The organism is Xanthomonas albilineans, from assembly GCF_009931595.1.
In the GTDB taxonomy this organism is placed as follows: domain Bacteria; phylum Pseudomonadota; class Gammaproteobacteria; order Xanthomonadales; family Xanthomonadaceae; genus Xanthomonas_A; species Xanthomonas_A albilineans.
The window spans coordinates 1505574-1530390 of record NZ_CP046570.1; the positions used below are offsets into that span (position 1 = coordinate 1505574).

The 24817-nt window shown below is 61.4% G+C and carries 16 protein-coding genes and 1 pseudogene; 7 read left to right on the plus strand and 10 right to left on the minus strand.

Features of this window, described 5'->3' with window-relative positions; all coding sequences use genetic code 11:
• The first annotated feature begins 67 nt into the window (after positions 1-67).
• From prfB to XaFJ1_RS06400, 4 genes and pseudogenes are all read left to right on the plus strand, one after another.
• Positions 68-1193, plus strand: a protein-coding gene (gene prfB, locus XaFJ1_RS06385; protein WP_104629872.1) for a peptide chain release factor 2 whose coding sequence is annotated in 2 segments (ribosomal slippage) — positions 68-142 and positions 144-1193 — 1125 coding nt in all. Because the reading frame shifts where the segments join, the coding sequence is not laid out codon by codon here.
• Positions 1194-1289: 96 nt separating this feature from the next.
• On the plus strand, positions 1290-2807 hold the full coding sequence (lysS, locus tag XaFJ1_RS06390; protein ID WP_012915855.1) for a lysine--tRNA ligase: 1518 nt from the start codon (positions 1290-1292) through the stop codon (positions 2805-2807).
• 207 nt (positions 2808-3014) lie between these two features.
• Positions 3015-4095, plus strand: a pseudogene (rpfG, locus tag XaFJ1_RS06395) (cyclic di-GMP phosphodiesterase response regulator RpfG).
• 4 nt (positions 4096-4099) lie between these two features.
• Positions 4100-6277: a response regulator gene (locus XaFJ1_RS06400; RefSeq protein WP_012915857.1), complete on the plus strand. Its 2178-nt coding sequence runs from the start codon at positions 4100-4102 to the stop codon at positions 6275-6277.
• A gap of 60 nt (positions 6278-6337) precedes the next feature.
• On the opposite strand, the gene XaFJ1_RS06405 is transcribed toward XaFJ1_RS06400, so the two are convergent.
• The 3 genes from XaFJ1_RS06405 to acnA all read right to left on the minus strand — a co-directional run bounded on the left by XaFJ1_RS06405 (position 6338) and on the right by acnA (position 12070).
• Complete coding sequence (locus XaFJ1_RS06405; protein ID WP_045756818.1) at positions 6338-7207, minus strand: crotonase/enoyl-CoA hydratase family protein; 870 nt, start codon at positions 7205-7207, stop codon at positions 6338-6340.
• 129 nt (positions 7208-7336) lie between these two features.
• On the minus strand, positions 7337-9019 hold the full coding sequence (locus tag XaFJ1_RS06410; RefSeq protein WP_012915859.1) for a long-chain fatty acid--CoA ligase: 1683 nt from the start codon (positions 9017-9019) through the stop codon (positions 7337-7339).
• A gap of 291 nt (positions 9020-9310) precedes the next feature.
• A complete protein-coding gene (gene acnA / locus XaFJ1_RS06415) occupies positions 9311-12070 on the minus strand; it encodes an aconitate hydratase AcnA (protein ID WP_012915860.1) in 2760 nt (919 codons plus the stop codon).
• A gap of 151 nt (positions 12071-12221) precedes the next feature.
• On the opposite strand from acnA, the gene XaFJ1_RS06420 reads away from it, so the two are divergent.
• From XaFJ1_RS06420 to acnB, 3 genes are read left to right on the plus strand one after another with little or no spacing between them, the layout of a single operon-like run.
• Positions 12222-12479, plus strand: a complete 258-nt coding sequence (locus tag XaFJ1_RS06420; RefSeq protein ID WP_012915861.1) for an AbrB/MazE/SpoVT family DNA-binding domain-containing protein — start codon at positions 12222-12224, stop codon at positions 12477-12479.
• Positions 12476-12883 (plus strand): type II toxin-antitoxin system VapC family toxin, encoded by a 408-nt coding sequence (locus XaFJ1_RS06425; protein ID WP_012915862.1) that lies wholly within the window; start codon positions 12476-12478, stop codon positions 12881-12883. The genes XaFJ1_RS06420 and XaFJ1_RS06425 overlap by 4 nt, the downstream gene beginning before the upstream one ends.
• A 50-nt stretch (positions 12884-12933) precedes the next feature.
• Complete coding sequence (acnB, locus tag XaFJ1_RS06430; RefSeq protein ID WP_012915863.1) at positions 12934-15525, plus strand: bifunctional aconitate hydratase 2/2-methylisocitrate dehydratase; 2592 nt, start codon at positions 12934-12936, stop codon at positions 15523-15525.
• Between the two features lie 160 nt (positions 15526-15685).
• Here the strand turns inward: acnB and XaFJ1_RS06435 are convergent, their stop codons facing one another.
• From XaFJ1_RS06435 to XaFJ1_RS06465, 7 genes are all read right to left on the minus strand, one after another.
• Complete coding sequence (locus XaFJ1_RS06435; protein WP_012915864.1) at positions 15686-18280, minus strand: EAL domain-containing protein; 2595 nt, start codon at positions 18278-18280, stop codon at positions 15686-15688.
• Positions 18281-18284: 4 nt separating this feature from the next.
• Positions 18285-19361: a protein-glutamate methylesterase/protein-glutamine glutaminase gene (locus XaFJ1_RS06440; protein WP_012915865.1), complete on the minus strand. Its 1077-nt coding sequence runs from the start codon at positions 19359-19361 to the stop codon at positions 18285-18287.
• A complete protein-coding gene (gene cheD, locus XaFJ1_RS06445; RefSeq protein WP_012915866.1) occupies positions 19358-19960 on the minus strand; it encodes a chemoreceptor glutamine deamidase CheD in 603 nt (200 codons plus the stop codon). The genes XaFJ1_RS06440 and cheD overlap by 4 nt, the downstream gene beginning before the upstream one ends.
• The gene (locus tag XaFJ1_RS06450) at positions 19957-20823 is read right to left on the minus strand and encodes a CheR family methyltransferase (protein ID WP_012915867.1); all 867 of its coding nucleotides are present in this window, start codon (positions 20821-20823) and stop codon (positions 19957-19959) included. The genes cheD and XaFJ1_RS06450 overlap by 4 nt, the downstream gene beginning before the upstream one ends.
• A gap of 368 nt (positions 20824-21191) precedes the next feature.
• Positions 21192-23570 carry a methyl-accepting chemotaxis protein gene (locus tag XaFJ1_RS06455; RefSeq protein ID WP_012915868.1) on the minus strand — a complete coding sequence of 793 codons (2379 nt, stop codon included), beginning with the start codon at positions 23568-23570 and terminating at the stop codon, positions 21192-21194.
• A gap of 98 nt (positions 23571-23668) precedes the next feature.
• Positions 23669-24049, minus strand: a complete 381-nt coding sequence (locus XaFJ1_RS06460) for a hypothetical protein (protein ID WP_012915869.1) — start codon at positions 24047-24049, stop codon at positions 23669-23671.
• Between the two features lie 185 nt (positions 24050-24234).
• Positions 24235-24726, minus strand: coding sequence for a chemotaxis protein CheW (locus XaFJ1_RS06465; protein WP_012915870.1), 492 nt, complete (start codon positions 24724-24726; stop codon positions 24235-24237).
• Positions 24727-24817: the final 91 nt, after the last annotated feature.

Consider the following 24817-nt stretch of genomic DNA (forward strand, 5'->3'; position numbering starts at 1 on the left):
GGACTGGCACTGCAGACGTGCGTCCGGAATTGCTAGAATCGCGCTCTTGTTTGTCGGAAACCCCGCAATGATTGAGCTTAATCCTATCCGTCATCGTATCGCCGATTTGTCCGATCGGGTGCTGTCGCTACGGGGGTTTCTTTGACTACGACGCCAAGAAAGAGCGTCTAGAAGAAGTCGCCCGCGAGCTGGAAAGCCCTGACGTCTGGAACGACCCCGAGCGCGCCCAGGGCCTGGGTCGCGAACGCGCCAACCTGGAAAAGACCGTCGGCGGCATCGCCAGCGTACTCGAGGGACTCAATGAGTCGCTGGAATTGCTCGAATTGGCCGAGAGCGAGAACGACGAGGACACTGCGCAGGGGGTGATCGCCGATGTCGACCGTTTCCAGACGCAGGTGGAAAAGCTGGAATTCCAGCGCATGTTCTCTGGGCAAATGGATAGCTGCAACGCCTTCGTCGATATCCAGGCCGGTGCCGGCGGCACCGAGGCTCAGGATTGGGCCGAAATTTTGCTGCGCATGTATCTGCGCTGGTGCGAATCGCGCGGCTGGAAGACCGAATTGATGGAAGTGTCCGGTGGCGAAGTGGCCGGGATCAAGTCCGCCACGCTGCGCGTGGAGGGCGATTTTGCCTATGGCTGGCTGAAGACCGAGACCGGCGTGCATCGCCTGGTGCGCAAGTCGCCGTTCGACTCGGACAACCGCCGTCACACCAGTTTCACCTCGGTATTCGTGTCGCCGGAAGTGGACGACAACATCGACATCGACATCAATCCGGCCGACCTGAAAACCGATGTCTACCGTTCTTCCGGGGCGGGCGGCCAACACGTCAACAAGACCGAGTCAGCGGTCCGTATCACCCACGTGCCGACCGGGATCGTGGTCGCCTGCCAGACCGGGCGCAGCCAGCACCAGAATCGCGATAACGCGATGAAGATGCTTGCCGCCAAGCTGTACGAATTGGAGATCCAGAAGCGCAACGCCGAGCGCGACGCGGTCGAGGCGACCAAGTCCGACATCGGTTGGGGTAGCCAGATTCGCAACTACGTACTCGACCAGAGCCGGATCAAGGATCTGCGCACCGGCATCGAGCGCAGCGACACGCAAAAGGTGCTCGATGGGGACCTGGACGAGTTCGTCGAGGCCAGCCTCAAGTCCGGTCTGGAAGCCGGTGCCAAACGCAGCGATGCCTGATCGGTCGCTTTGTAACGCCAATGAAGCAATTTGTCGTGCGTCACGAAAATAAATTGACCACTGCATCCATTCCTTTTCCTCACGCGTATTTTTCCCATGACCGAGCAGACTCCCGCGCCCTCGCTTTCCGTCGACGAGAACAGCCTCATCGCCGAGCGGCGCGCCAAACTGGCTGCGTTACGCGCCCAGGGTGTGGCCTATCCGAACGATTTCCGTCGCAGCGACTTCGCCGGCGATGTGCAGGCCGAGTTTGCCGACCTGGAGCGCTGGACCGCCGATGCGCTGGAAGCGCAGGGCCGTAGCCTGCGTCTGGCCGGGCGCCTGTTGGCCAAACGGGTCATGGGCAAGGCCAGCTTCGTGCAGTTGCAGGACGAGTCCGGGCGTATTCAGCTATACCTGCAGGCCAATGCGCTGGGCGCGGCCTACGATGCCTTCAAAGGCTGGGATATCGGCGACATCATCGCAGTGGAGGGTGGGCTCACCCGGACCAAGACCGGCGAGCTTTCGATCAAGGCGACCGCACTGCGGCTGCTGACCAAGGCGCTGCGTCCATTGCCGGATAAGTGGCATGGCCTGTCCGACGTGGAACAGCGCTACCGCCAGCGCTACGTGGACCTGATTGTGTCGCCGGAGGCGCGTGCGGTCTTCGTGAAGCGCTCCAAGATCATCCGCGCGATGCGCGCCTGGCTGGATGCGCGCCGCTTTTTGGAAGTGGAAACGCCAATGATGCATTACATTCCCGGTGGTGCCACGGCCAAGCCATTCACCACCCACCACAATGCGTTGGATCTGGATCTGTACCTGCGCGTGGCCCCGGAGTTGTATCTGAAACGGCTGGTGGTCGGCGGCCTGGAGCGCGTTTACGAAATCAACCGTAACTTCCGTAACGAAGGCGTCAGTACCCGACATAATCCCGAATTCACCATGATGGAGTTGTACGAGGCCTATGCCACGTATCACGAGGTGATGGACCTGACCGAGAGCGTCATCCGCGACGTCGCCCGCGACGTCCTCGGGACCACCCAGGTACACTGGGATGGCGTCGATATCGACCTGGGGCCGGCGTTTCGCCGCTGGCGCATGGACGAGGCCGTGCGCCACCATAATCCGCAGATCAGCACCGCCGATTGTACCGACCGTGAGGCCTTAATACGCCACTGCGAGCGGCTGAAGATCCGGACCAAGCCGTCCTATGGTTGGGGCAAGCTGCTACTGGAAATCTTCGAGGCGACGGTCGAACCGACCTTGATCCAGCCGACCTTCATCACAGATCACCCGGTCGAGGTGTCGCCTCTGGCCCGCTCCAGCGACACGGAGCCTGGTTATACCGACCGCTTCGAATTGTTCATCAATGGCAAGGAAATCGCCAACGGGTTTTCCGAACTCAACGACCCGGAAGACCAGGCGGCGCGGTTTCAGGCCCAGGTTGCGGCGAAGGAGGGGGGGGACGACGAAGCCATGCATTTCGACGCCGATTACATCCGGGCGTTGGAAGTGGGCCTGCCGCCGACCGGTGGCCTGGGTATTGGCATCGATCGTCTAGTCATGTTATTAACCGGAAGTGCCTCGATCCGTGACGTCCTGCTATTCCCGTACATGCGCCCTCAGGCTTAATATCTATACTCCAAAGCCTGGGATGGCGGCATTCTGCATCAGGGGTTGCCCGCAAACGGAAGTGAAGTGGACGTGTTGGCATGATCAGTGCCATGGCGCTCCCGTGGTTGTCTCAGTAGCCCGCGCTGTGCCGCGGGCGGAGAATTACAAATGCATGATGCCAGCATAAGCCTCTCAGGAGCATCCTCGAATGGGGATCGCGCTCCGATGACGGCGGAGATGGATAATCGCTTGAATATTGTCATCGTCGACGATCAAACATCCGCCCGCACGATGTTGCGGCATGTGATCGAGGACATCGCGCCGGAACTGAGCGTGCGCGACTTTGGCGACTCGCAGGCCGCGCTGGCTTGGTGCGAGGCGGGCAAGGTCGATCTGTTGCTGCTCGACTACCGCATGCCGGGAATGGACGGGCTGGAGTTCGCGCGGCGTTTGCGGCGCCAGCCCAAGCACCGCGATATCCCGATCATTCTGATCACCGTGGTCGGCGACGAGCCGATCCGCCAGGCCGCGCTGGAAGCCGGGGTCATTGATTTCCTGGTCAAGCCGATCCGACCGCGCGAATTGCGCGCACGTTGTCACAATCTGCTGCAACTGCGTCTGCAGAGCGAAAACATCAAGCAACGCGCGATGTCGCTGGAGCAACGTCTGCTGGCCAGCATGCGCGAAGTGGAGGAACGCGAGCGCGAAACCCTGTCGCGGCTGGCGCGGGCCATCGAGTACCGCGATGCCGGCACCAGCGCGTATCTGGAACGCATGGCGCATGTGGCCGGGCTGATTGCCGAACAACTGGGGCTGTCCGAGGATGAGGTGCGGGTCATCGAGATGGCGGCGAGCCTGCACGATATGGGCAAGATCGCCATTCCCGATGCGGTGCTGCTCAAGCCGGGCAAGCTCAACGAGGACGAGATGGCAGTCATGCGCATGCATCCGCGCATCGGCTACGAACTGCTCAGCGGCAGTCAGAACCGTTTCATCCAGGTCGGCGCGCTGATCGCGCTGCGCCATCACGAACGCTACGATGGCAGCGGTTATCCGGATGGATTGGTCGGCGAAGCGATTCCGCTGGAAGCGCGGATCGTTGCCGTTGCCGACGTTTTCGACGCGCTGATTTCGCCGCGTCCCTACAAGGAGGCCATGGACCATGGATGCGACACTCGCTTATCTCTACGCGCAGCGTGGTCGTCTGTTCGACCCGCGCTGCGTGGATGCGCTGTTTCGCGGTCGCGAGCAACTGCAGGTGGTCTGTGAGAAGTTCTCCACCGCATCCGCGCGACCGGGGGTGTGACGTGATGAGGCCGATCCAGTGGGTTCGACAGCGCATTGTCCAACGCAAGGACAGCGAACACGCGCAGGCACTGGTGCGTATCGCGGTGATTTCGATCATTCTCGGGTACGTGTTGCTGCCTGGTCCCCGTTCCTCCTTGTCCCAGCACGCATACATGAATGTGGTTGCTGTCGTTGCGTCGGGGCTGGTGCTTTCGGTTTGCATTGTTGCTTGGCTGCTGTGGCGGCCGGAGCGTTGCGATGTGCGGCGAGTCGTCGGCATGACCGCCGACTACGGCTTGATTGCAGCCGCCATGATGGGCATGGGCGAGCCGTTGGCCTGGATGTACGTCGTGGTGATGTGGGTGACGGTCGGCAATGGCCTGCGCTACGGCAATCGCTATCTGTATCTGGCGGTGGCGATGGGGGCGGTGAGTTTTGGCGCCACGATCCTCGTGACGCCTTATTGGCGTCACAACATCGGCCTGGGGATCGGTCTGCTCATTGGCTTGTTCGCTGTGCCGCTGTATCTCTCCGAACTGCTGCAGCAGTTGACTCGGGCAACCAAGGAGGCACAGCGCGCCAACGAAGCCAAGAGCCGTTTCCTGGCCAATATGAGCCATGAGTTCCGCACGCCGCTGAATGGCCTCTCCGGTATGACCGAAGTCCTGGCGACCACGCGGCTGGACGCCGAACAACGCGAGTGCCTCAATACCATTCAGGCGTCCGCACGCAGTCTGCTGGCATTGGTCGAGGAGGTGCTGGATATCTCGGCGATCGAGGCGGGCAAGTTGCGCCTGAACAAGCGCGATTTCTCGCTGCGCGAAACGCTCGAGGGCATCAGCTTGATCCTGCAGCCGCAGGCACGTGTAAGAAACCTGGCCTACCATGTCGAGGTCGCGCCGGATGTGCCGGATTCCCTGCACGGCGATCCCGGGCATCTGCGTCAGGTGCTGCTCAATCTGGCCGGCAATGCCATCAAATTCACCGAAATCGGTAAGGTCGACATCCGTGTGCGCCTGCACAGGAACGAACTGGGGCAGCCGACGTGCCTGGGATTCGACATTCTCGACACCGGCATCGGGGTCGCGCCGGAAATGCGCACACGCCTGTTCGATGCGTTCGAACAGGCCGACGTCGGCTTGACGCGTCGTTACGAAGGCAGTGGCCTCGGCACCACCATCGCCAAGGGCTTGGTCGAAGCCATGGGGGGCAGCATCGGATATCAGGAGCGCGCGCCGCAGGGGAGCCATTTCTGGTTCGAATTGCCGTTCGTGGCCGCCAGCGTTCCGACGCAGACAGCAGCGGAGACGCTTGCGAGGGGGGTGCCGGCGGTCGAGGAGTTTGATGCGAGGGGGAATGTGATCGCGTTCTCCGATCCCTTCTTGCGTCACCGGGCGCGCGTGCGCAGTATGCGTATCCTGGTCGCAGACGACCATGCTGCCAACCGGATGGTGTTGCAGCGCATGCTGCAGAAGGCTGGCCATCGCAGCATCTGTGTCGATGGTGCCGAAGCGGTGCTGGATGCCCTGGCGGAAAGCGAATTCGATGCGGTGATCGTCGATCTGCACATGCCGGACATGAGCGGCTTGGACATGCTCAAGCAATTGCGGGTCATGCATGCCGGTGGTCTGCGCACGCCGGTGGTGATGTTCAGCGCCGACGTCACCCCCGAGTCGATCAAGCGATGCGAACAGGCCGGTGCGCATAGTTTTCTTGCCAAGCCGGTGGTTGCTAACCGGCTATTGGACACCCTTGCCGACATCGCTGCGGCAGGTCGCTTGCGCCTTTCCAATGAGCCCGCCGTGCGACCGCCTGTCGGAGTGGTGGATGGCGTGCTTGACTCGTCGGTGTTGGATGAACTGGCCGGACTCGGAATGGGTGATGGATTCGAGCGCGAGTTCATCTCCCAGTGCCTTAACGATGCCGAGGGTTGCCTGGGGGGTATGCAGCTCGCCGGCGATGCGGGGCAGTGGGAGCGTTTACGCGAACACGCCCATGCGATCAAGGGCGTGGCCAGCAATCTGGGCTTGGTACAGCTGGCCAGTCTCGGCGGTGAAATGATGCAGATGGCCGATTGGCAGATCCGTAGCGAGTGGAAGTCACGGTTGATGGCGCTCAATGCCGCGTTGACAGAGGGCAGGGAGGCGCTTGAGGCGCGTGCCCGCCTCAGCGCGTCCTCCGAAGAGGGCGAATTGCGCTGACGTTTGCGTTATAGCCCGGGGTGCTAAACCGGGCTATTCGCGGACCGTGGCGTCATACGTTCAGGTCGTGACGTCTTCTGTGCGTCGGGTCTGCGCGCGCACCAGTCGAGCCATGGTCCGCAGCGATTTCTCGTCCAGCGCCAACGCGGACTCGACCCATATCTCGGTGATCGCCTGCAGTTCCTGTAGCGATACCGCCTGGGCCAGATTGCGTGCAGCGTTCATCGCCAGATACGACTGCGGGTTGCGACGCTGGTTATGAATGAGTTGCTTGACGCGTTCCACGCCTTCGTTTTTTGGTACAAGTACATCGACGATGCCCATCGCGTGCATCTGCTCGCTGCTGTACAGATCGGCACCCAGAATGATGCGTTCGGCGACATGCGGGGCGACGCGCTTGCAGAGAAAGCTGTAGGCGCCCATGCCCGGAATCAGGCCGAAGATGCCCTCGGGCAAGCCCATGGTGATGCCTTCCTCGGCGACGATTGTGTGGCAGGCCAGCGCCATTTCCAGTCCGCCGCCCAACGCATCGCCCTGCAACAACGCGATGGTGCGGACATCGCCGGCGAACCCTTGGTGTAGTTGATGGACGCCGTTAATGCAGCGTGTGGCGTAACTGAGAAGCCGTGCGCGGTCCTTTTTGCGGATGAGTTCTGAAAAAAGCGCCAGATCGCCGCCAAGATTGAAGACGTTCGTATCGGAGGCGATGACCAGATGTTTCAGCGTCGCTTTCTTGGATGGATGCGGCCACATGGTCATCGCTTCGAACGCCGCCAGCACCTCGTCGATCATATAGCTATGGAAGCAGGGACGTATTCCCGGCTGCGCATTCGCGTGCATGTATAGCCAATGGCTATCATCGTTGCCATTGGCTTCGACGCGGATGCTGGAATAGGGCAGGGAACGGGGCAGGGTATCGATCATGCTCATGGCGGGGTCTCGGAATAAGCGCCCGCAGAAATTAATGTGGCGCAGCGGGCGAGTGCGTTTCCACCCGGTGGATGCTACACCTTGGTACACTGAGCCCGTACTCTTTCGTGCCACCGCGCGCTGGCCTGTTTAATGCATTTGCGCGTCGCGCAACTCCCGTCGCAGGATCTTGCCGACGTTGGTCTTGGGCAATTCCTTGCGGAATTCGACGATGCGCGGCTGCTTGTAGCCTGTCAGGTTGGCACGGGCGTGTGCCTTCACCTCTTCGGCGGTCAGGTTCGGGTCTTTTTTGACGATTACCACTTTTACCGCCTCGCCGGATTTTTCGTCCGGTACACCGACCGCGGCCACTTCCAATACGCCTGGCATCATCGCGATGACTTCCTCGATCTCGTTCGGGTATACGTTGAAACCTGAAACTAGGATCATGTCCTTCTTGCGATCGACGATATAGAAGAACCCCTGCGCGTCCATCCGCGCAATGTCGCCGGTCCGGAACCAGCCGTCGGCGTCGATCGCGTGCGCGGTTTCCTCGGGGCGGCGCCAGTAACCCTTCATTACCTGTGGACCACGGATGCACAACTCGCCGATTTCGCCGGTTGCCATGATCTGCCCGTGGTCGTCTTTGATGCACACATCGGTCGAGGGGATCGGTAGCCCGATCGAGCCGTTGTATTCGTCAAGCGTCAATGGATTCATGCAAGCGCCCGGCGAGGTTTCGGTGAGTCCGTAGGCTTCCACCAGAGTGAGGCCGGTGACCCGCTTCCAGTGTTCGGCGACGGCGCGTTGTACCGCCATGCCGCCGCCCAATGTGCATTTCAGCGAGGAAAAATCCAACTGCGCGAAGCCGGGCGTGTTGAGCAGTCCGTTGAACAGGGTATTGACCCCGGTGAACGCGGTGAAGGGGAATCGCTTCAATTCCTTGATGAAGCCGGGCATGTCGCGGGGGTTGCTGATCAGATGATTGAGTCCGCCGATCTTTACGAAGATCAGCCCGTTCGCGGTCAATGCGAAGATGTGGTACATCGGCAGTGCGGTGATGATGACTTCCTTGCCTTCTTCCAGCTTGCCGGTCACGGTGATCCAATGGCCGGCCTGCAGCATGTTCGCCACCAGGTTGCGATGGGTCAGCATCGCGCCCTTGGCGATGCCGGTGGTACCGCCGGTGTACTGCAGGAATGCGATGTCCTCTGGTGCGATATCCTGCTTCGACAGCGTATGCTTGCGGCCGAGTGCGAGTGCTTCCCGGAACCGAATCGCGTTGCTGATCGTGTAGTCGGGCACCAGCTTCTTGACGTAGCGCAGGACGAAGTTGAATAGCGCTCCCTTGGGAAAACCGAGCATGTCGCCCATCCCGGTGGTGATGACCTGTTTGATTGGCGTGCCGGCCAGCGCGTCTTCCACGGTCTTGCAGAAATTGTCCACCACCATGATCGCACTGGCGCCGGAGTCGATCAGTTGATGACGCAGTTCGCGTGTGGTGTACAGCGGATTGACGTTGACCACGGTCATGCCGGCCAGCAGCACGCCGAAGGTGGCAATCGGGTATTGCAGACAGTTCGGCATCATCAGCGCGACCCGATCACCCTTTTTAAGGTGCAGTTCGCCCAGCAGATAGGCGGCGAATTGCCGGGACAGTGCGCCGATCTCGCGGTAGGTCAACGTCGTGCCGAAGTTGGAATAGGCGGGGCGATCACTGAACTTGGCGACGGCGGTTTCGAACACCTCGGCGACCGAGCGGTACGCTTCGACGTCGATCGTGGCGTCAACGCCAGGCGGGTAACTCTGCAACCAGGGACGATCCAGATTCATATGTCACTCCAAGCAACGCATTGATGGGTACGTAACGGACAGAATTCATCGCATTTTAGCTCTGGCAGCATACCGTTCCATGATGAAAAGTCGAACCGCGCACAACTGACAGTGCGACACCCGAATGCAGTAACGAACGCACACGCTGGCCGCGTTCATGGCGGCGCTTGTCTTGCCTTGCGCCATAACGCGTTGCGCAACACCGTCCAAAGCGTAAAAACGCATGAGAGTGGATTGGCGCTGGATCCGCCCTCTTCTGGCTGCCGTGGAGCGTGCCCGATCCGATGAGGATCAGCGACCGGCAAGTTGCCTTAGCACGTACTGCAAAAGACCGCCGTGGCGGAAGTATTCGATTTCCTTCGGGGTCAGCAGCATCACCGCCACCTCGAAGCTCTGCGAGCGGCCGTCGGCGCTGGTTGCGGTGACGCTTGCGCGCTTGCTGCCGCCGTCCTGCAGGCCAGTGATGTGCAGGATCTCCGAGCCATCAAGGCCCAGCGTTTGCGTGTTCTGTCCATCCAGGAACTGCAGCGGCAGTACGCCCATGCCGACCAGATTGGAACGGTGGATACGCTCGAAGCTCTCGGCGATCACCGCCTTGACCCCGAGCAGGTGGGTGCCTTTGGCCGCCCAGTCGCGCGAGGAGCCGGTGCCGTATTCTTTGCCGCCGATCACCACCAGCGGCACGCCATCGGCCTTGTACTGCATCGCTGCGTCGTAGATCGATTGTTTCTGCGGCTGTCCGCCACCGGGCGGGTGGTACAGGGTGTTGCCGCCTTCTTCTCCGCCGAACATCAGGTTCTTGATACGGATGTTGGCGAAGGTGCCGCGGACCATCACCTCGTCGTTGCCGCGGCGGCTGCCGTAGCTGTTGAAGTCCGCCGGTTGCACGCCACGCTCCTGTAGGAAGCGGCCTGCTGGCGAATCTTTCTTGATGTTGCCGGCTGGAGAAATGTGGTCGGTGGTGATCGAGTCGCCGAACAGCGCGAGGATGCGCGCGCCATGCACGTCCTCGATGCGGCCGATCTGCATGGTCATGCCGTCGAAGTAGGGCGGGTTCTTGATGTAGGTGGAGGCGTCGTCCCAGGCGTACAGCTCGCCGTCGGGCGAGGCGATGGTGTTCCAGCGGCTGTCGCCTTTGAATACGTCGGCATAGTTCTGCTTGAACATCTCCGGGCCGACGGTGGCGGCGATGGTGTCGCCGATCGCCTTGTTGCTCGGCCAGATGTCGCGCAGGTAGACCGGCTGGCCGTCGCTGCCGGTGCCCAGGGGGTCGCGGGTGAGGTCGATGTCGGTGGTGCCGGCGATGGCGTAGGCGACCACCAGTGGCGGCGAGGCCAGATAGTTCATCTTCACTTCCGGGTGCACGCGGCCTTCGAAGTTGCGGTTGCCCGACAGCACCGAGGTCACGACCAGGTCGTCCTTGGCGATGGCCGCCGACACGTCCTCCGGCAGCGGCCCGGAGTTGCCGATGCAGGTGGTACAGCCGTAGCCGACCACGTAGAAGCCGAGCTTCTCCAGGTCGTGCATGACGCCTGCTTTTTTCAGATAGTCGGTGACCACCAGCGAGCCTGGGCCGAGCGAGGTCTTGACCCAGGGCTGTGCCTTCAGCCCTTTGGCCACGGCATTGCGCGCGAGCAGACCGGCGCCGAGCATCACCGCCGGGTTGGAAGTGTTGGTGCAGGAGGTGATCGCGGCGATCACCACCGAACCGTCGCGCAGCTGCCTGTCCGTGCCGCTGGCATCGGCACTGTGTGCCTGCGCCGCTTGGGCCCCGACTGCGGTGCCACCGCCGCCTTCGTTCTTGAGCCGGTCTTCCTGCACGGCGTCGCTGCGGCGCTTGGCGCGCGCATCGGCGAACGGCACGAGGCTATCGCGGAAGTTGCGCTGCATGTCTTCCAATAGCACCCGGTCCTGCGGTCGCTTGGGGCCTGCCAGCGAGGGTTTGACCTGGCCCATGTCCAGTTCTAGCGTAGCGCTATAGCTGGCATGCGGGCTGTCGGCGTCGTGCCATAGGCCCTGCGCTTTGGCGTAGGCTTCGACGAGTGCGATCTGCTCGGCATTGCGCCCGGACAGGCGCAGGTAGGTCAGCGATTCGGCGTCGATCGGGAAGATGCCGCAGGTGGCGCCGTATTCGGGGGCCATGTTGCCGATGGTGGCGCGGTCGGCCAGCGGCAGGTGCTGCAGGCCATCGCCGAAGAATTCGACGAATTTGCCGACCACGCCATGCTTGCGCAGCATCTGCGTCACCGTGAGCACCAGGTCGGTGGCGGTGGCGCCTTCGGGCAGCTTGCCGGTGAGTTTGAAGCCCACCACCTGCGGAATCAGCATCGAGGAGGGCTGGCCGAGCATCGCCGCTTCGGCTTCGATGCCGCCTACGCCCCAGCCGAGCACGCCGATGCCGTTGATCATGGTGGTGTGGCTGTCGGTGCCGAACACGGTGTCAGGATAGGCGATCGCTTCGCCGTCGCGTTCGCCGGTCATCACCACCCGCGCCAGGTGTTCGAGATTGACTTGATGCACGATGCCGGTGTTCGGTGGCACCACTTTGAAGTTGTCGAACGCTTTCTGGCCCCAGCGCAGGAAGCCGTAACGTTCCTTGTTGCGCTGGAACTCGATCTTACCGTTGAGATCGAGCGCGTCGGGTTTGCCGAACACATCGACCTGCACGGAGTGATCGATCACCAGTTCGGAGGGAATCAGCGGGTTGATCTGTTCGGGCCGCCCGCCCAGTTTGACCACGGCGTCGCGCATCGCCGCCAGGTCCACCACGCAGGGTACGCCGGTGAAGTCCTGCAACACCACGCGCGCCGGCATGAACGCGATCTCGGTGTCCGGCTCGGCGGTGGGATTCCAGCGCGCCACCGCTTCGATGTGTTCCTTGCTCACGGTCGCGCCGCCGTCCTCGTGGCGTAGTAGGTTCTCCAGCAGGATCTTCAGCGAGTAGGGTAGGCGGGCGATGTCGAAGCGCTGGCCCAGCCGCGACAGGCTGAAGTATGTGTAGCGCTTGCCGTTAACCTCCAACGAGGCGCTGGTGGAAAAGGTGTCGTGCATGATCGAACTCCTATGGCATCGAGGCTGTAGGGACGTGCCGCAGTCTGACCGATTCAGTGTAAACGTTGGGCTGCGGTCGGGGATCGTCTACGGGTTTGAGTATGTGTAATTTAGTATGTATAGTTTGTACATATCTGAAATGGGGTTCGCCATGGAAGCCATCGTCGCCGAGCGTGGACAGATCACCTTGCCCAAAGCCGTGCGCGATGCCTTGGGCTTGAGCAAGGGCACGGTGCTGAAAGTGGAGTTGGACGGTGGCCGCATCATCCTGCGCAAGAGCGTGGACGATGCGATCTCGCGTGCGCGTGGCCGCTTCAAGCTCGATGGCTTCGCCAGCACCGATGAGGCGATGCGGGCGATCCGTGGCCGTGCGCCTGGCGATCCGTTCGAGTCGGACGCCACGGCGTGATCGCGATCGACTCCTCGGTGCTGGTGGATCTGCTGGCCGACAGCCCGCAGGCCGATGCGGCCGAAGCCTGTCTGCGCCAGTGCCTGAGCACCGGCCCGGTGGTGGTTTGCGGTATCGTCCTGGCCGAGGTCTGCGCGGCGCTGCGCGATGGCGCCGAGGCGCTGTCGGTGCTGGAAGAGATGAGCATCCGTTTCAATGCCCTGGAATCGAAGTCGGCGTTGCGCGCCGGCGAGATGCAGCGCCGGTTTCGTGCCCGCGGTGGTCAGCGCGAACGGGTGGTGGCCGACTTCCTGATCGGCGCCCATGCCATGCTCCAGTGCGATGCCTTGATTACCCGCGACGATGGCTTTTTCCGCGACTACTTCAAAGGTCTGAAGATCATCGTCCCCAGACCTGCGGCCTGATTCCGCACCACCGCCTGCTCATCATCTGTCTTTAATCCCGGAGAACCCGCATGTTGGAAGCCTATCGCCACCACGTCGCAGAGCGCGCCGCGCTCGGTATCCCACCGTTGCCGCTGAGCGCGACGCAGACCGCGCAAGTCATCGAATTGTTGAAGCATCCACCTGCTGGCGAAGAGCAGTTTCTGGTCGAACTGTTGAGCCAGCGTGTGCCTGCTGGCGTCGACGATGCCGCCAAGGTCAAGGCCTCGTATCTGGCCGCGGTTGCCTTTGGCACCGAGAAGACCCCGCTGATTTCGCCGGCCCGCGCGACCGAGCTGCTGGGCACCATGCTGGGCGGTTACAACGTCCATCCGTTGATCGAACTGCTGGACAACCCGGAACTGGGCGCGACGGCAGCGGCAGGTCTCAAGCACACCTTGCTGATCTTCGACGCCTTCCACGATGTGCAGGAAAAAGCCGAGGCCGGTAACCCGCACGCCAAGGCGGTGCTGCAGAGTTGGGCGCAGGGCGAGTGGTTCACCAGCAAGCCGGAAGTGCCGCGCAGCCTCACCATCACCGTGTTCAAGGTGCCCGGCGAGACCAATACCGATGATTTGTCGCCGGCGCCGGACGCCACCACGCGCCCGGACATCCCGCTGCACGCGCTGGCGATGTTGAAGAACAAGCGCGACGGCGCACCCTTCGAGCCGGAAGAAGACGGCAAGCGCGGCCCGATCCAGGCCATTGCCGATCTCAAGGCCAAGGGCCATTTGGTTGCCTATGTTGGCGATGTGGTCGGTACCGGTTCTTCGCGCAAGTCGGCAACCAACTCGGTGCTGTGGTGGACCGGCGAGGATATCCCGTACATCCCCAACAAGCGTTTCGGTGGCGTGTGCCTGGGGTCGAAGATCGCGCCGATCTTCTACAACACCATGGAAGACGCTGGCGCGCTGCCGATCGAACTGGACGTGTCGCAGATGGAGCACGGCGACGTAGTCGAACTTCGCCCCTACGATGGCAAAGCGCTGAAGAACGGGCAGGTGATCGCCGAGTTCGCGATGAAGTCGGACGTGCTGTTCGACGAAGTGCGCGCTGGTGGCCGCATTCCGCTGATCGTTGGTCGCGGCCTGACCGCCAAGGCGCGCGAGTTCCTCGGCCTGCCGCCGTCGGAGCTGTTCCGCCTGCCGATGGATCCGCCGGACACCGGCAAGGGCTTCTCCCTGGCGCAGAAGATGGTCGGCCGCGCCTGCGGCCTGCCGGACGGGCAGGGCATGCGTCCCGGCACCTATTGCGAGCCGAAGATGACCTCGGTGGGCTCGCAGGACACCACCGGCCCGATGACCCGCGACGAGTTGAAGGATCTGGCCTGTCTGGGTTTCTCCGCCGATTTGGTGATGCAGTCGTTCTGCCACACTGCGGCGTATCCGAAGTCGGTGGATGTCAAGACCCACCACACCTTGCCGGAGTTCATCTCCACCCGTGGCGGCGTGTCGCTGCGCCCGGGCGACGGCGTGATCCATAGCTGGCTCAACCGCATGCTGCTGCCCGACACCGTCGGCACCGGTGGCGATTCGCACACCCGCTTCCCGATCGGTATCTCGTTCCCGGCCGGCTCCGGCCTGGTGGCGTTCGCCGCGGCCACCGGCGTGATGCCGCTGGACATGCCCGAGAGCGTACTGGTGCGCTTCAAGGGGCAGATGCAGCCGGGCGTGACCCTGCGCGATCTGGTCAACGCGATCCCGCTGTACGCGATCAAGCAGGGCTTGCTGACCGTGGCCAAGCAGGGCAAGAAGAACATCTTTTCCGGTCGTATTCTGGAGATCGAGGGCCTGCCGGAGCTGAAGGTGGAGCAGGCGTTCGAATTGTCCGACGCCTCCGCCGAGCGTTCGGCCGCCGGTTGCACGGTGCGGTTGAACAAGGAACCGATCGTCGAGTACCTGACCAGCAACATCACCTTGCTGAAGTGGATGATCGCCGAGGGCTACGCCGATGCGCGTTCGCTGGCGCGCCGCATCAAGAAGATGCAGGAATGGCTGGCCGACCCGCAGCTGCTCGAACCCGACGCCGATGCCGAGTACGCGGCGGTGATCGAGATCGATCTGGCCGACATCCACGAGCCGATCGTGGCCTGCCCGAACGATCCGGACGACGTGAAGACCCTGTCCGAGGTTGCTGGCGCGGCTATCGACGAGGTGTTCATCGGCTCGTGCATGACCAACATCGGCCATTTCCGTGCGGCGGCCAAGTTGCTGGAAGGCAAGCGCGATATCCCGACCCGTCTGTGGGTTGCGCCGCCGACCAAGATGGATGCTTCCGAGCTGACCAAGGAAGGCCACTACGGCACTTTTGGCGCCGCCGGTGCGCGCATGGAAATGCCGGGGTGTTCGCTGTGCATGGGCAACCAGGCACAGGCGCGCGAAGGGGCGACCGTGTTCTCCACCTCCACCCGCAATTTCCCCAACCGTCTTGGCCGTAACACCAACGTGTACCTCGGCTCGGCGGAGCTGGCGGCGATCTGCTCGCGCCTGGGCCGCATTCCGACAAAGCAGGAATACATGGCCGATGTCGGGGTGATCAAGACCAGTGGTGAGCAGATCTATCGCTACATGAACTTCGATCAGATCCAGGACTATCAGGACGTGGCCGATACGGTCACCGCCTGAGACAACGTGCTGTCGTGCGTTAGCGAAAGAGCCCGGCAATGCCGGGCTTTTTCGTAAGCCGGAATACGGGTAAGTGCGTGACTGGTGCGTTCGGCTATCGAGGCGTGACGCCTTGTCGTGTACCCCGCCAGACTCATGGCGAAGTTCGACGCGACTGCGCTTATTGCGTCGGTGTGCGAGGTTGAGCCTGTAACCACTGTTCCAGTGCGCTTGCGGGCAGCGCACGCGAGAATAGGAAGCCTTGCAGCACGCCACAGCCCAGTTCCGCCAGCAGGCTGCGCTGCGCGTCGGTCTCCACGCCCTCGGCCACGGTGTGCATGCCCAAGGTTTCGCCGATGCGCAACACCGAGGTGGTCAGGGCACGGGAGGTCGGGCTGTGCTCCAAGTCGCGGACGAAGCTCATATCCAGCTTGAGTTCGTTAATCGGCAATTGGTGCAGATGGCTGAGGCTGGAATAACCCGTGCCGAAATCGTCCAGCGATAGTAATACGCCGCTGCTTTGCAATTGCCGCAGATTGTCCAGTACCGCGGCGGTGTTGGACAGCATGACGCTTTCGGTCATTTCCAAGGCCAGATCGTCGGCGACCAGGCCATAGGCGCTCAGCATCTGCTCTACTCGCGCGGGTAATTGCGGTTCGGCGAAATTATTGGCGGATAGGTTCACCGCCACGCGCGGCACTGGAATCCCGCGCAGACGCCAGTCGGCCATCTGACGGCAGGCTTCGCGCAACGCCCATTGGCCGAGTTCCTCGATCAGCCCGCATTCCTCTGCCATCGGCACGAACCGTGCCGGCGAGATATTGCCGAGATTGGGATGTTCCCAGCGCAACAGTGCTTCCACCCCATACAGCGCATGCGGTGCTTGGCTGAATACCTGCGGTTGGTAATGCAGTTGCAGTTCGTTCTGATGCAAGGCGTCGCGCAGCGCGGTCTCCAACGCCACGCGTTCTTGCGCCATGCGGTTCATGTCGGAGCTGAAATAGCGGAAGCTGCCGCCGCCTTCGTCCTTGGCTCGGTACATGGCTAGATCGGCGTGGCGCAACAGTGTTTCGATGTCGTCGCCGTCCTCGGGAAACATCGCCACGCCGATGCTTGCACTCGGATGCAGGGTGACATGGCCGACCACCACCGGCTCGGCCAGTGCCAGCAGTAGGCGTTCGGCGGTGCCGGCGGCCTGTTCAGCTCCGCATTGCGGCAACATCATCACGAATTCGTCGCCGGACTGACGACTGAGCAGGTCGGTCACTCCCATTTCCTCGGTCAGCCGTTGCGCGATATCGCGCAGCAATCCGTCGCCGGCGTGATGTCCCTGGGTCTCGTTGACGCGTTTGAACCGGTCGATATCCACGAACAGGATCGCGACCGGGGAGCCATGGTATTCGGCATCGGCCAGCGCCTGTTCGGCGCGTGCGCTGAACATCACCCGGTTCGGCAGATTGGTCAGCGCGTCGTAGAAAGCCAACTGATGCACGCGTTCCTTGGTCTGTTCGCGTTCCATCGCCAACGCACACAGGTGTACGCACAGTTCGATCAGGCGCATGTGCCAGGGCAGTGGTTCGCAAACCTCGCGATAGTACAGCGCAAAGCTACCGAGCACGCGCCCGCCGCTGGATTTGATCGGGGTGGCTACGCAGGTACCCAGATGCAATTCCTCTGTCAGCGAGCGGTAGTCTGCGAACAACTCATCGCGCTGTGCATCCTTGACCATCACCTGTTTGCCGCGCCAGATCGCGCTGCCGGAAGCGCCGACATTAGGGCCGATGGGTACGTTTCCTACCTTTTGCCGTAATAGCTCGGGCATGCTCGGTGCGACCAGTAGATGCAGATTGCTGTTGCTGTCCACGCTGAAGATCGAGGTCAATAGCTGCGGAGCGATGCGCTCGAACTCCCGGCAGATCAGCGTTGCGACATCGACCAGTGGCTGTTCGCGGACCATCGCATCGAGCACGTTCTTGTGCAGCACTTCGTGCATCTTGCTGTGGGTGATGTCGGTGAAGGACAACATGTAGTGCTGGACAGAGCCGTCTTCCTCGGTGATCGGGTTGGCCACCATCGTGATCCACAACGGTGTGCTGTCCTTGCGATAGACCAACAAATCGACCTGGTGGCCGAACCCAGCGCGCATGCGCTCGCGGGTCTGCGACACCACCTGCATATCACTGCCTGGGCCCGGCAGTACTCCGCTGGGAAGTTTTCCAAGGATTTCTTTTGTGTCGTAGCCGAATACGCGGCTGAAACCGGCATTCACATAAAGAATGTGCAAGTCTTTGTCGCACAGCATAATGGCGCTGTCGCTACGTTCCAGTGCCAGTGACAGCAAGCGCATCTTGGTGTCGCGCTCGCGCTCGGCGCTGATGTCGCGCACTTGCAGTACCTGTAGTGGTCCACCTTCCTGCGGCACAGGCGAAGCGCTGATCGATATCCAACGCTGCACGTCCTTGCCGCTTTGCAGAAGCAGCCTGTAATCGTTACCATCGCGTAGGCAACTGGCAAGAAAATCGGCGCGAATTCCCTCGTCGATCAATTCCCCGATTTCGCGGCCCAGCGCCTGCGCCTGAGGCAAGTTCCACAGAGTTTCGGCAATGTGGTTGAAAGCGACAATGCGCGATTGCGCGTCGATGACCACGATGCCATCGGCCGTGCGCTGCATGGAATTCAACGGTGCCAGCTCTTGGCTGGACGCCACACGCGTCTGGATCGTCGCATCCGAGCTGCTGGCGGACGTGATCGGTTTGGTGACGCGGCGGTGCGGCATGGTACTAACGTGCCTGTGCGGACAGTGCGATCAAGCGCTCTGCGATTTTGTTCAATGGCAGCACTTCCTGCGCAGCACCAAGTCGGAAGGCAGTGCCAGGCATGCCCCAGACTACGCTGGTGGCTTCGTCCTGGACCAGGGTGCTGGCGCCGGCTTGCAGCATCTCGAGTAGCCCGCGTGCGCCATCGTCGCCCATGCCGGTCAGGATGGCGCCGATCGCATTGGCGCCAGCATTGCGCGCCACCGACTGGAACAGCACGTCTACCGCTGGTTTGTGGCGGTTGACCGGCGGGCCGTCGTCGATCTTGCAGCGCCAACGTGCACCATCGCGGATCACTTGCAGATGCTTGCCGCCGGGGGGCAAATAGGCGTGTCCGGGCAAAATCGCCTCGCCTTCGCTGGCTTCACGCACCGCCATGGCCGAATGCCGGTTGAGGCGATCGGCGAAGGCGGTGCTGAAGCCGGCAGGCAGGTGTTGGGTCATCACCACGGCCGGTGCATCGGCTGGCATGCCTTCCAGGACCACGCGCAGCGCTTCGGTGCCACCGGCGGATGCGCCAATGGCAATCAATCGGTCGGTGGTCCGGAATTTCAGCGAGGACAGGGCAGTGGGCGCGACCGTCGCGGGGCCGGCTGGTTTCAGTATGTCTGCGCGGTCCAGCGCACGTACCTTGGCTTTGGACGCGGCTATGACCTTGCCAATGATCTCCTCGGCATATTCTTCCAGGCCACGTGCCACGTCGAGTTTGGGTTTGGAGACGAAGTCCACCGCGCCCAAGGCAAGCGCCTGCAGTGTGGTGTCGGCGCCGCGCTCGGTGAGCGAGGAGATCATCACCACAGGTGTGGGCCGCAGCCGCATCAGGTTTTCCAGGAATGCCAGCCCATCCATTCGTGGCATTTCCACGTCCAGCGTGATTACGTCCGGATTCAGACGTTTGATTTTTTCGCGTGCCAGCAATGGATCGGCAGCCGAACCGACCACTTCAATGCCAGGTGCGCGCGACAGAATCTCCGTGAGGATTTGCCGCACGACGGCGGAGTCGTCGACGATCAGTACACGGCAAGGGGCTTCTAAATTCATTCGAACAACTCCACGGCTCCGGTGACAGGAGCTTTGGCGAGACGGGCACGCACGGCCGATTCGGCGGCGGCGACTTCTGCTTCTTCGTGCGCGTGTGGCAGACGCTGTACGACAACGCGACCGGTGGCAGGAAAGAACCATATCTTGCGCGGATGGATGCCGCGCAGATCCTCAGCGATCACCGGTATGTGCTCGGCTTTGAGGTAGTTCAGCACGAAATCCGAGTTGCGGGTACCGACCGGATTGTTGGTGAATCCCTTGAGCACGTTACCACCGCCGAACACCTTGGCTTCCAGCCGGTTGCGGGCGGCACCGCGCTTGAGCAGGTCGTTGATCAGCATTTCCATAGCGTAGCTGCCGTAACGCGCCGGGGCACCATCGCCGCTCTGGCCGTCTGGCAGCATGAAGTGGTTCATACCGCCGATCTTGAGCAACGGGTCGCGGATGCACGCCGCGACGCAGGATCCCAGGATGGTTGTCAGCGCAGTGTCATCGTCCACGACGAGATATTGCGTCGGCAATAGCTTGGCGGCCGTCGTCTTGAAGCGGGTATCGTGATACCGCATCACCTGGTCCATAGACACGGTGGCGGTACTCATGTGTGAGCCTTGTTGACGGTGCGATACAGGGTGCGACCGCAGGGTTGGATCAGGTCTGACGCATGCAGATAGTTCTCCGAATGGCCGGTGTAGAGCATGCCTTCGCCGTCCAGATGTGGTGTCAGCCGCGACAAGATGCCGCGCTGAGTCGGCTTGTCGAAGTAAATCATCACGTTGCGGCAAAACAGAGCAAGATACGGGCCTGCGACGTCGTAGCGCGGTTCAAGCAGGTTCAATTGGCGGAATTCGAGCAGGTCGCGCAGTGCTGGTATCACCCGACATTGGCCTTCGTTGGCGCCGCTGCCGCGTTGGAAATACTTGCGCTTGATCGCCGTGTCCAGGCTGGCGATGCGCTCGAGCGCATAGACGCCGCGCGAGGCGGTCGCCAGCACCTGGGTGTCCACATCGGTGGCCAGGATCCGTACCGGTGGGGTCAGCGTTCCGAATGCCTCGCAGGCGGTGATCGCTAATGAATAGGGCTCTTCGCCGGTGGATGCGGCGCAGGACCAGATTTTCAGCGGTGCCGAAGCGGCATGCTTTTTGAGCTCCTCGTTCAGCCGTTCGAAATGGTGCGGTTCGCGGAAGAACGAGGTCAGGTTGGTGGTCAGCGCATTGGTGAACGCTTCCCATTCATCGCCGCCTTCGCGCTCGAGCCAGTCCAGGTAGTCGCGGAACGAGCGCAGCCCTAGCGTACGCAAGCGTCGCGAAAGCCGGCCATACACCATGTCGCGCTTGGCTGGAGCCAAGGCAATGCCTGCTTTCTGGTAGATCAGGTCGCAGACACGCTTGAAATCCCGATCACTGAATTCAAAGTCGCGATTGTCGGAACCGGAGGGTGGCGGAGCAGAGATCGGAGTGGCCATAGGTCTCAGCGGTTGTCGGTCTACGGAGATATCGGCCACGAGTCGGCAAAATTGACACGTTTCTCAAGCAGTCGGTTATCCATCATCCGGTTAGTATCGATCCGAATGCCCCCCACTGCCGCTCTTTCAGAGGCAATTGCAGTCTAGTGGGCCATATTATGAGGAACGCTGTGTCCCAAATGAGGTGTTTTGGAGGTGATCCTGAAGCCAGAAGTGCTCGCCAGCTTCGCCTGTGAGTCCATTCCAACGTATGCGGTGCATGTCGGTCGTGTGTAGCGAATGCGTTAAAGCAATATGGCAAAAGATCCCAGGCACGAGGCCGGGGATCGGGGTGAGGATGACGGGTGCCGCCGTTATTAGCGTGCTTGCTAGTCTGAATCGGGTGTGGACGGTTCAGATTTCGGAGAGTACACGACCTCGGCTGGCTTGCTCGGCGCGGTTGCCCGGGGCTTCTTTGGGGATGGCGTTTTTTTACGCGTCCCTGCAACCGGTGGCGAGGACGAGGGATGCATGTCGGGCGCCGATGGTGCCACACGGAAGATCGAGACCGATTCGATCAGTTGGCCTGCTTGTTCTTCCATCGAGCGGGCGGCAGCCGTTGCTTCTTCCACCAGCGCCGCGTTCTGCTGGGTGGCCTCGTCCATCTGGGTGACGGTCTGGCTGACCTGGTCGATCCCGGCCGACTGTTCCTGCGAGGCGGAGGCGATCTCGCTCATGATGTTGGTCACGCGTTGCACCGAAGACACGATCTCGTTCATGGTTTGCCCGGCTTGACGCACCAGCGCCGAACCATTGGAGACCTGGCTGACCGAGGCGTCGATCAGGCCCTTGATTTCCTTGGCGGCGTTGGCTGAGCGCTGTGCAAGCGTACGCACTTCGCTGGCGACGACCGCGAATCCGCGCCCCTGTTCGCCGGCTCTGGCTGCTTCCACTGCGGCGTTGAGCGCCAGGATATTGGTCTGGAAGGCGATGCTGTCGATGACGCCGATGATGTCGGCGATCTTCTTCGAGGAAGTCTCAATGCCGCTCATCGTGGTCACGACCTGTCCGACCACCTCGCCGCCTTGGGACGCGACCGAAGCAGCGCCGACCGCCAACTGATTGGCCTGACGTGCATGCTCGGCGTTCTGCTTGACGGTGGAGGTCAGCTCTTCCATCGAGGCGGCGGTTTCTTCCAGATTCGACGCCTGTTGCTCGGTACGACGCGACAGATCGCTGTTGCCGGTGGCGATCTCGCCGGCGGCGGCGTTGATCGCGTTCGCCACATGCTGGATGCGGCTGATGATGCTCGCCAACTGTTCGGCGGTGGCATTGGCGTCATCGCGCATCGTGGCGAACACGCCGTGGAACTCGCCTTGCATGCGTATGGTCAGGTCACCGTGCGATAGTGCAGTCAGCAGTTTGGACACCTCGCCGATGCTGTCGCCGTTGGCCTGCAGCAGACTATTCAATTGCTCTGCCAGCATCAAGAAGAAGCCCTGCTTTCCGTCGATGACGACGCGCCCGGACAGGTCGCCGGCGCCGGCAGCCTGCACGATCTTTGCTACTTCTCGTTCGACCTGCGCCTCGAGTGTGCGATCGCGCGATTCGCACACGTAGCCGATATGGTTGCCATGTACATCGCGGATGGAGGTGATGATCTGGGCGATGCGCGCATCGCCATAGGCCATTTCGCGCTCGACCACGCCTTTGTTTTCGATCGCTGCAACGGTTCTGGGATCGATTTGGTTGCCATACTCAATCATCGAAACCTGGGAGCCAACCAGCGGCAGGCTGGAATCGAAAGCCGGCGCGACCGAGCGGATGTCATCGGCGTACTTGTCGGTGATGCTCTGCATCGACGGGTTGGCGTAGACGATGGTGTAGTTCAGGTCGGCGATGAACATGCCGGTGGATGAGTTGTCCAGGGCGGTACGGATACGCAGGTTCTCGGCCGACGCCGCAGCATCGTGCTCGATGCGCTCACGCAGGTCTTGCTGCATGCGTTTGAGTGCTTGCATCAGTTCGCCGACTTCGTCCTGACTGCTGACGTCGATATCTCCGTCCAGCTTGCCCCCGGCGACGGCGTTAGCCACTTTGACTGCGCAGCGTACGCTGTTGGCCAGCAGCTTTCCGAACAGGAATGCCAGGGCGACCGCGCTACCGATGCCGATCAGCAAGCACACCAGTAGCGTCGCGGAGGCCTTGCCATAGGTGCTGCTTGCATTGTCGGCCGCGACCTTGGATTGACGGTCGTTCTCGGCGATCAACGCGATCAGGTCATCCACCACCTTATTGTCCAGAAGGCGGGTCTCGCTAGTGAAGGTGTCGATCGCGTCGTCGCGCAGGTCGAGCTGCAACATTTCGTCCACGGAGCCATAGGAGACGATCGCTTTTTTCCAGTCCGTCACCAGACGCTCATAGGCCGCTCTTTCCTGCGTCGTGCCAATCTTGTTCGGATACTTGGCGATAATCTCGTCCATCTGCTTCTTCAGCGCGATCTTGCGCGCCTGGGACTCTTTCTTTACCGCATCGCTGCTGCGGATCAGACTCTGGTACGCGGCGCTGCGGTAATCGCCGAGGATGCCGCGCATTTCGCCGCCGATGCGCACGCTGGGCACCACGGTGTTGGAAAGATTTTTGGTTACATGATTGAGCGAATTCAAACCGCTGTAGGCTGTCAGACCCTGAACCAGCATCAGGACAAGTACGACGCCGAAGGCCAGCATCAATTTTGGCATCAGCTTGAGATTCTTTATCCACTGCATTAGCGCGTTTTCCTTGTATTGACAGCTACGGCGAAGGTAAAGACAGCGACGCCGCCGCGCTGGATGGCCAAAGGCTCCAGCCCGGCGGTGCACAATACTTATTTGATGGTCGCCAACTTCAGGCTGGAGGGAGCGCTAACCTGGATTTCCGCGCGCGAGCTGTCGCGTTCGATCTTGCCAATAACGCACACATCCTTACCTTCCAGGCTTTCTGGCGGGAAGCCGAACTTGCTGCGGTCGGCACCGGCGATGCGTGCGGAAAAGGTGTGACGCGGAAACATGCCGCCCATGTACAGGAAAGTGGGCTCGCCCTCGGAATTCTGCGCATATTTGGCCTTCTCGACCTTGCCGCAGACCATGCCGTCCTTGCCGACGAACTTGGTTGCCATTTCCGGCGGGATCATCTGCTGAGATTGGGCGAATGCACTGGGGCTGGCGGCCAGTAGAAGGACCAATAGCAGTGGCAAGTTCGATTTCATAGAACGACTCCTTGAGGACGATGGGTGAGGTGACGGGAATGTGAGTCAGCCACCCTTCAGCTATCGGCATTTGTTCTATGAACTTGATTCACTCAAGTGATATGCAGTTCGCACTTCAAATGAAAACCCGCCATTGCGGCGGGTCGAAGTAGGTGAGGTCAGGGATGGAACCGCCGCTCGATGGGTCAGGCGGCTTCCTCGATGTGCATGTGCTGGCCGAATTCGGCACTGTCCAGCAGGGTTTCGATGTCCAGCAGGATCAGCATACGGTCGTCTTGGGTACCGATGCCGGAGATGAAGCGAGTGTCTACCGCGGCACCGAACTCGGGAGTAGGACGGATCTGTTCTTCGTTCAGTGGAATCACGTCCGAGACGCTATCCACGACGATACCGACCACGCGATCCTTGACGTTAAGCACGATCATCACCGTGAAGGCGTCGTAACGGGCTTCCTTGAGTCGTAGCTTAAGCCGCAGGTCGATCACCGGGACGATGGTGCCGCGCAGGTTGATGACGCCCTTGATGTACTCTGGTGCATCCGGGACCCGGGTGACCGAATCGTAACCGCGGATTTCTTGCACTTTCAGAATATCGACGCCGTAGTGCTCTTCACCGAGGGTGAAGCTGAGAAATTCGCCGCCTGTGGCGCCGGAATTGGAGGTATTTTTGTCGTTCATCGTGTGCTCCTGGTGCGCACGGAGTTGCGGTGGGCGGGGAAGGGAAACCGTGACTTATCCGTAGATCGGCGTGGTGCCGCAGAACTTTAGC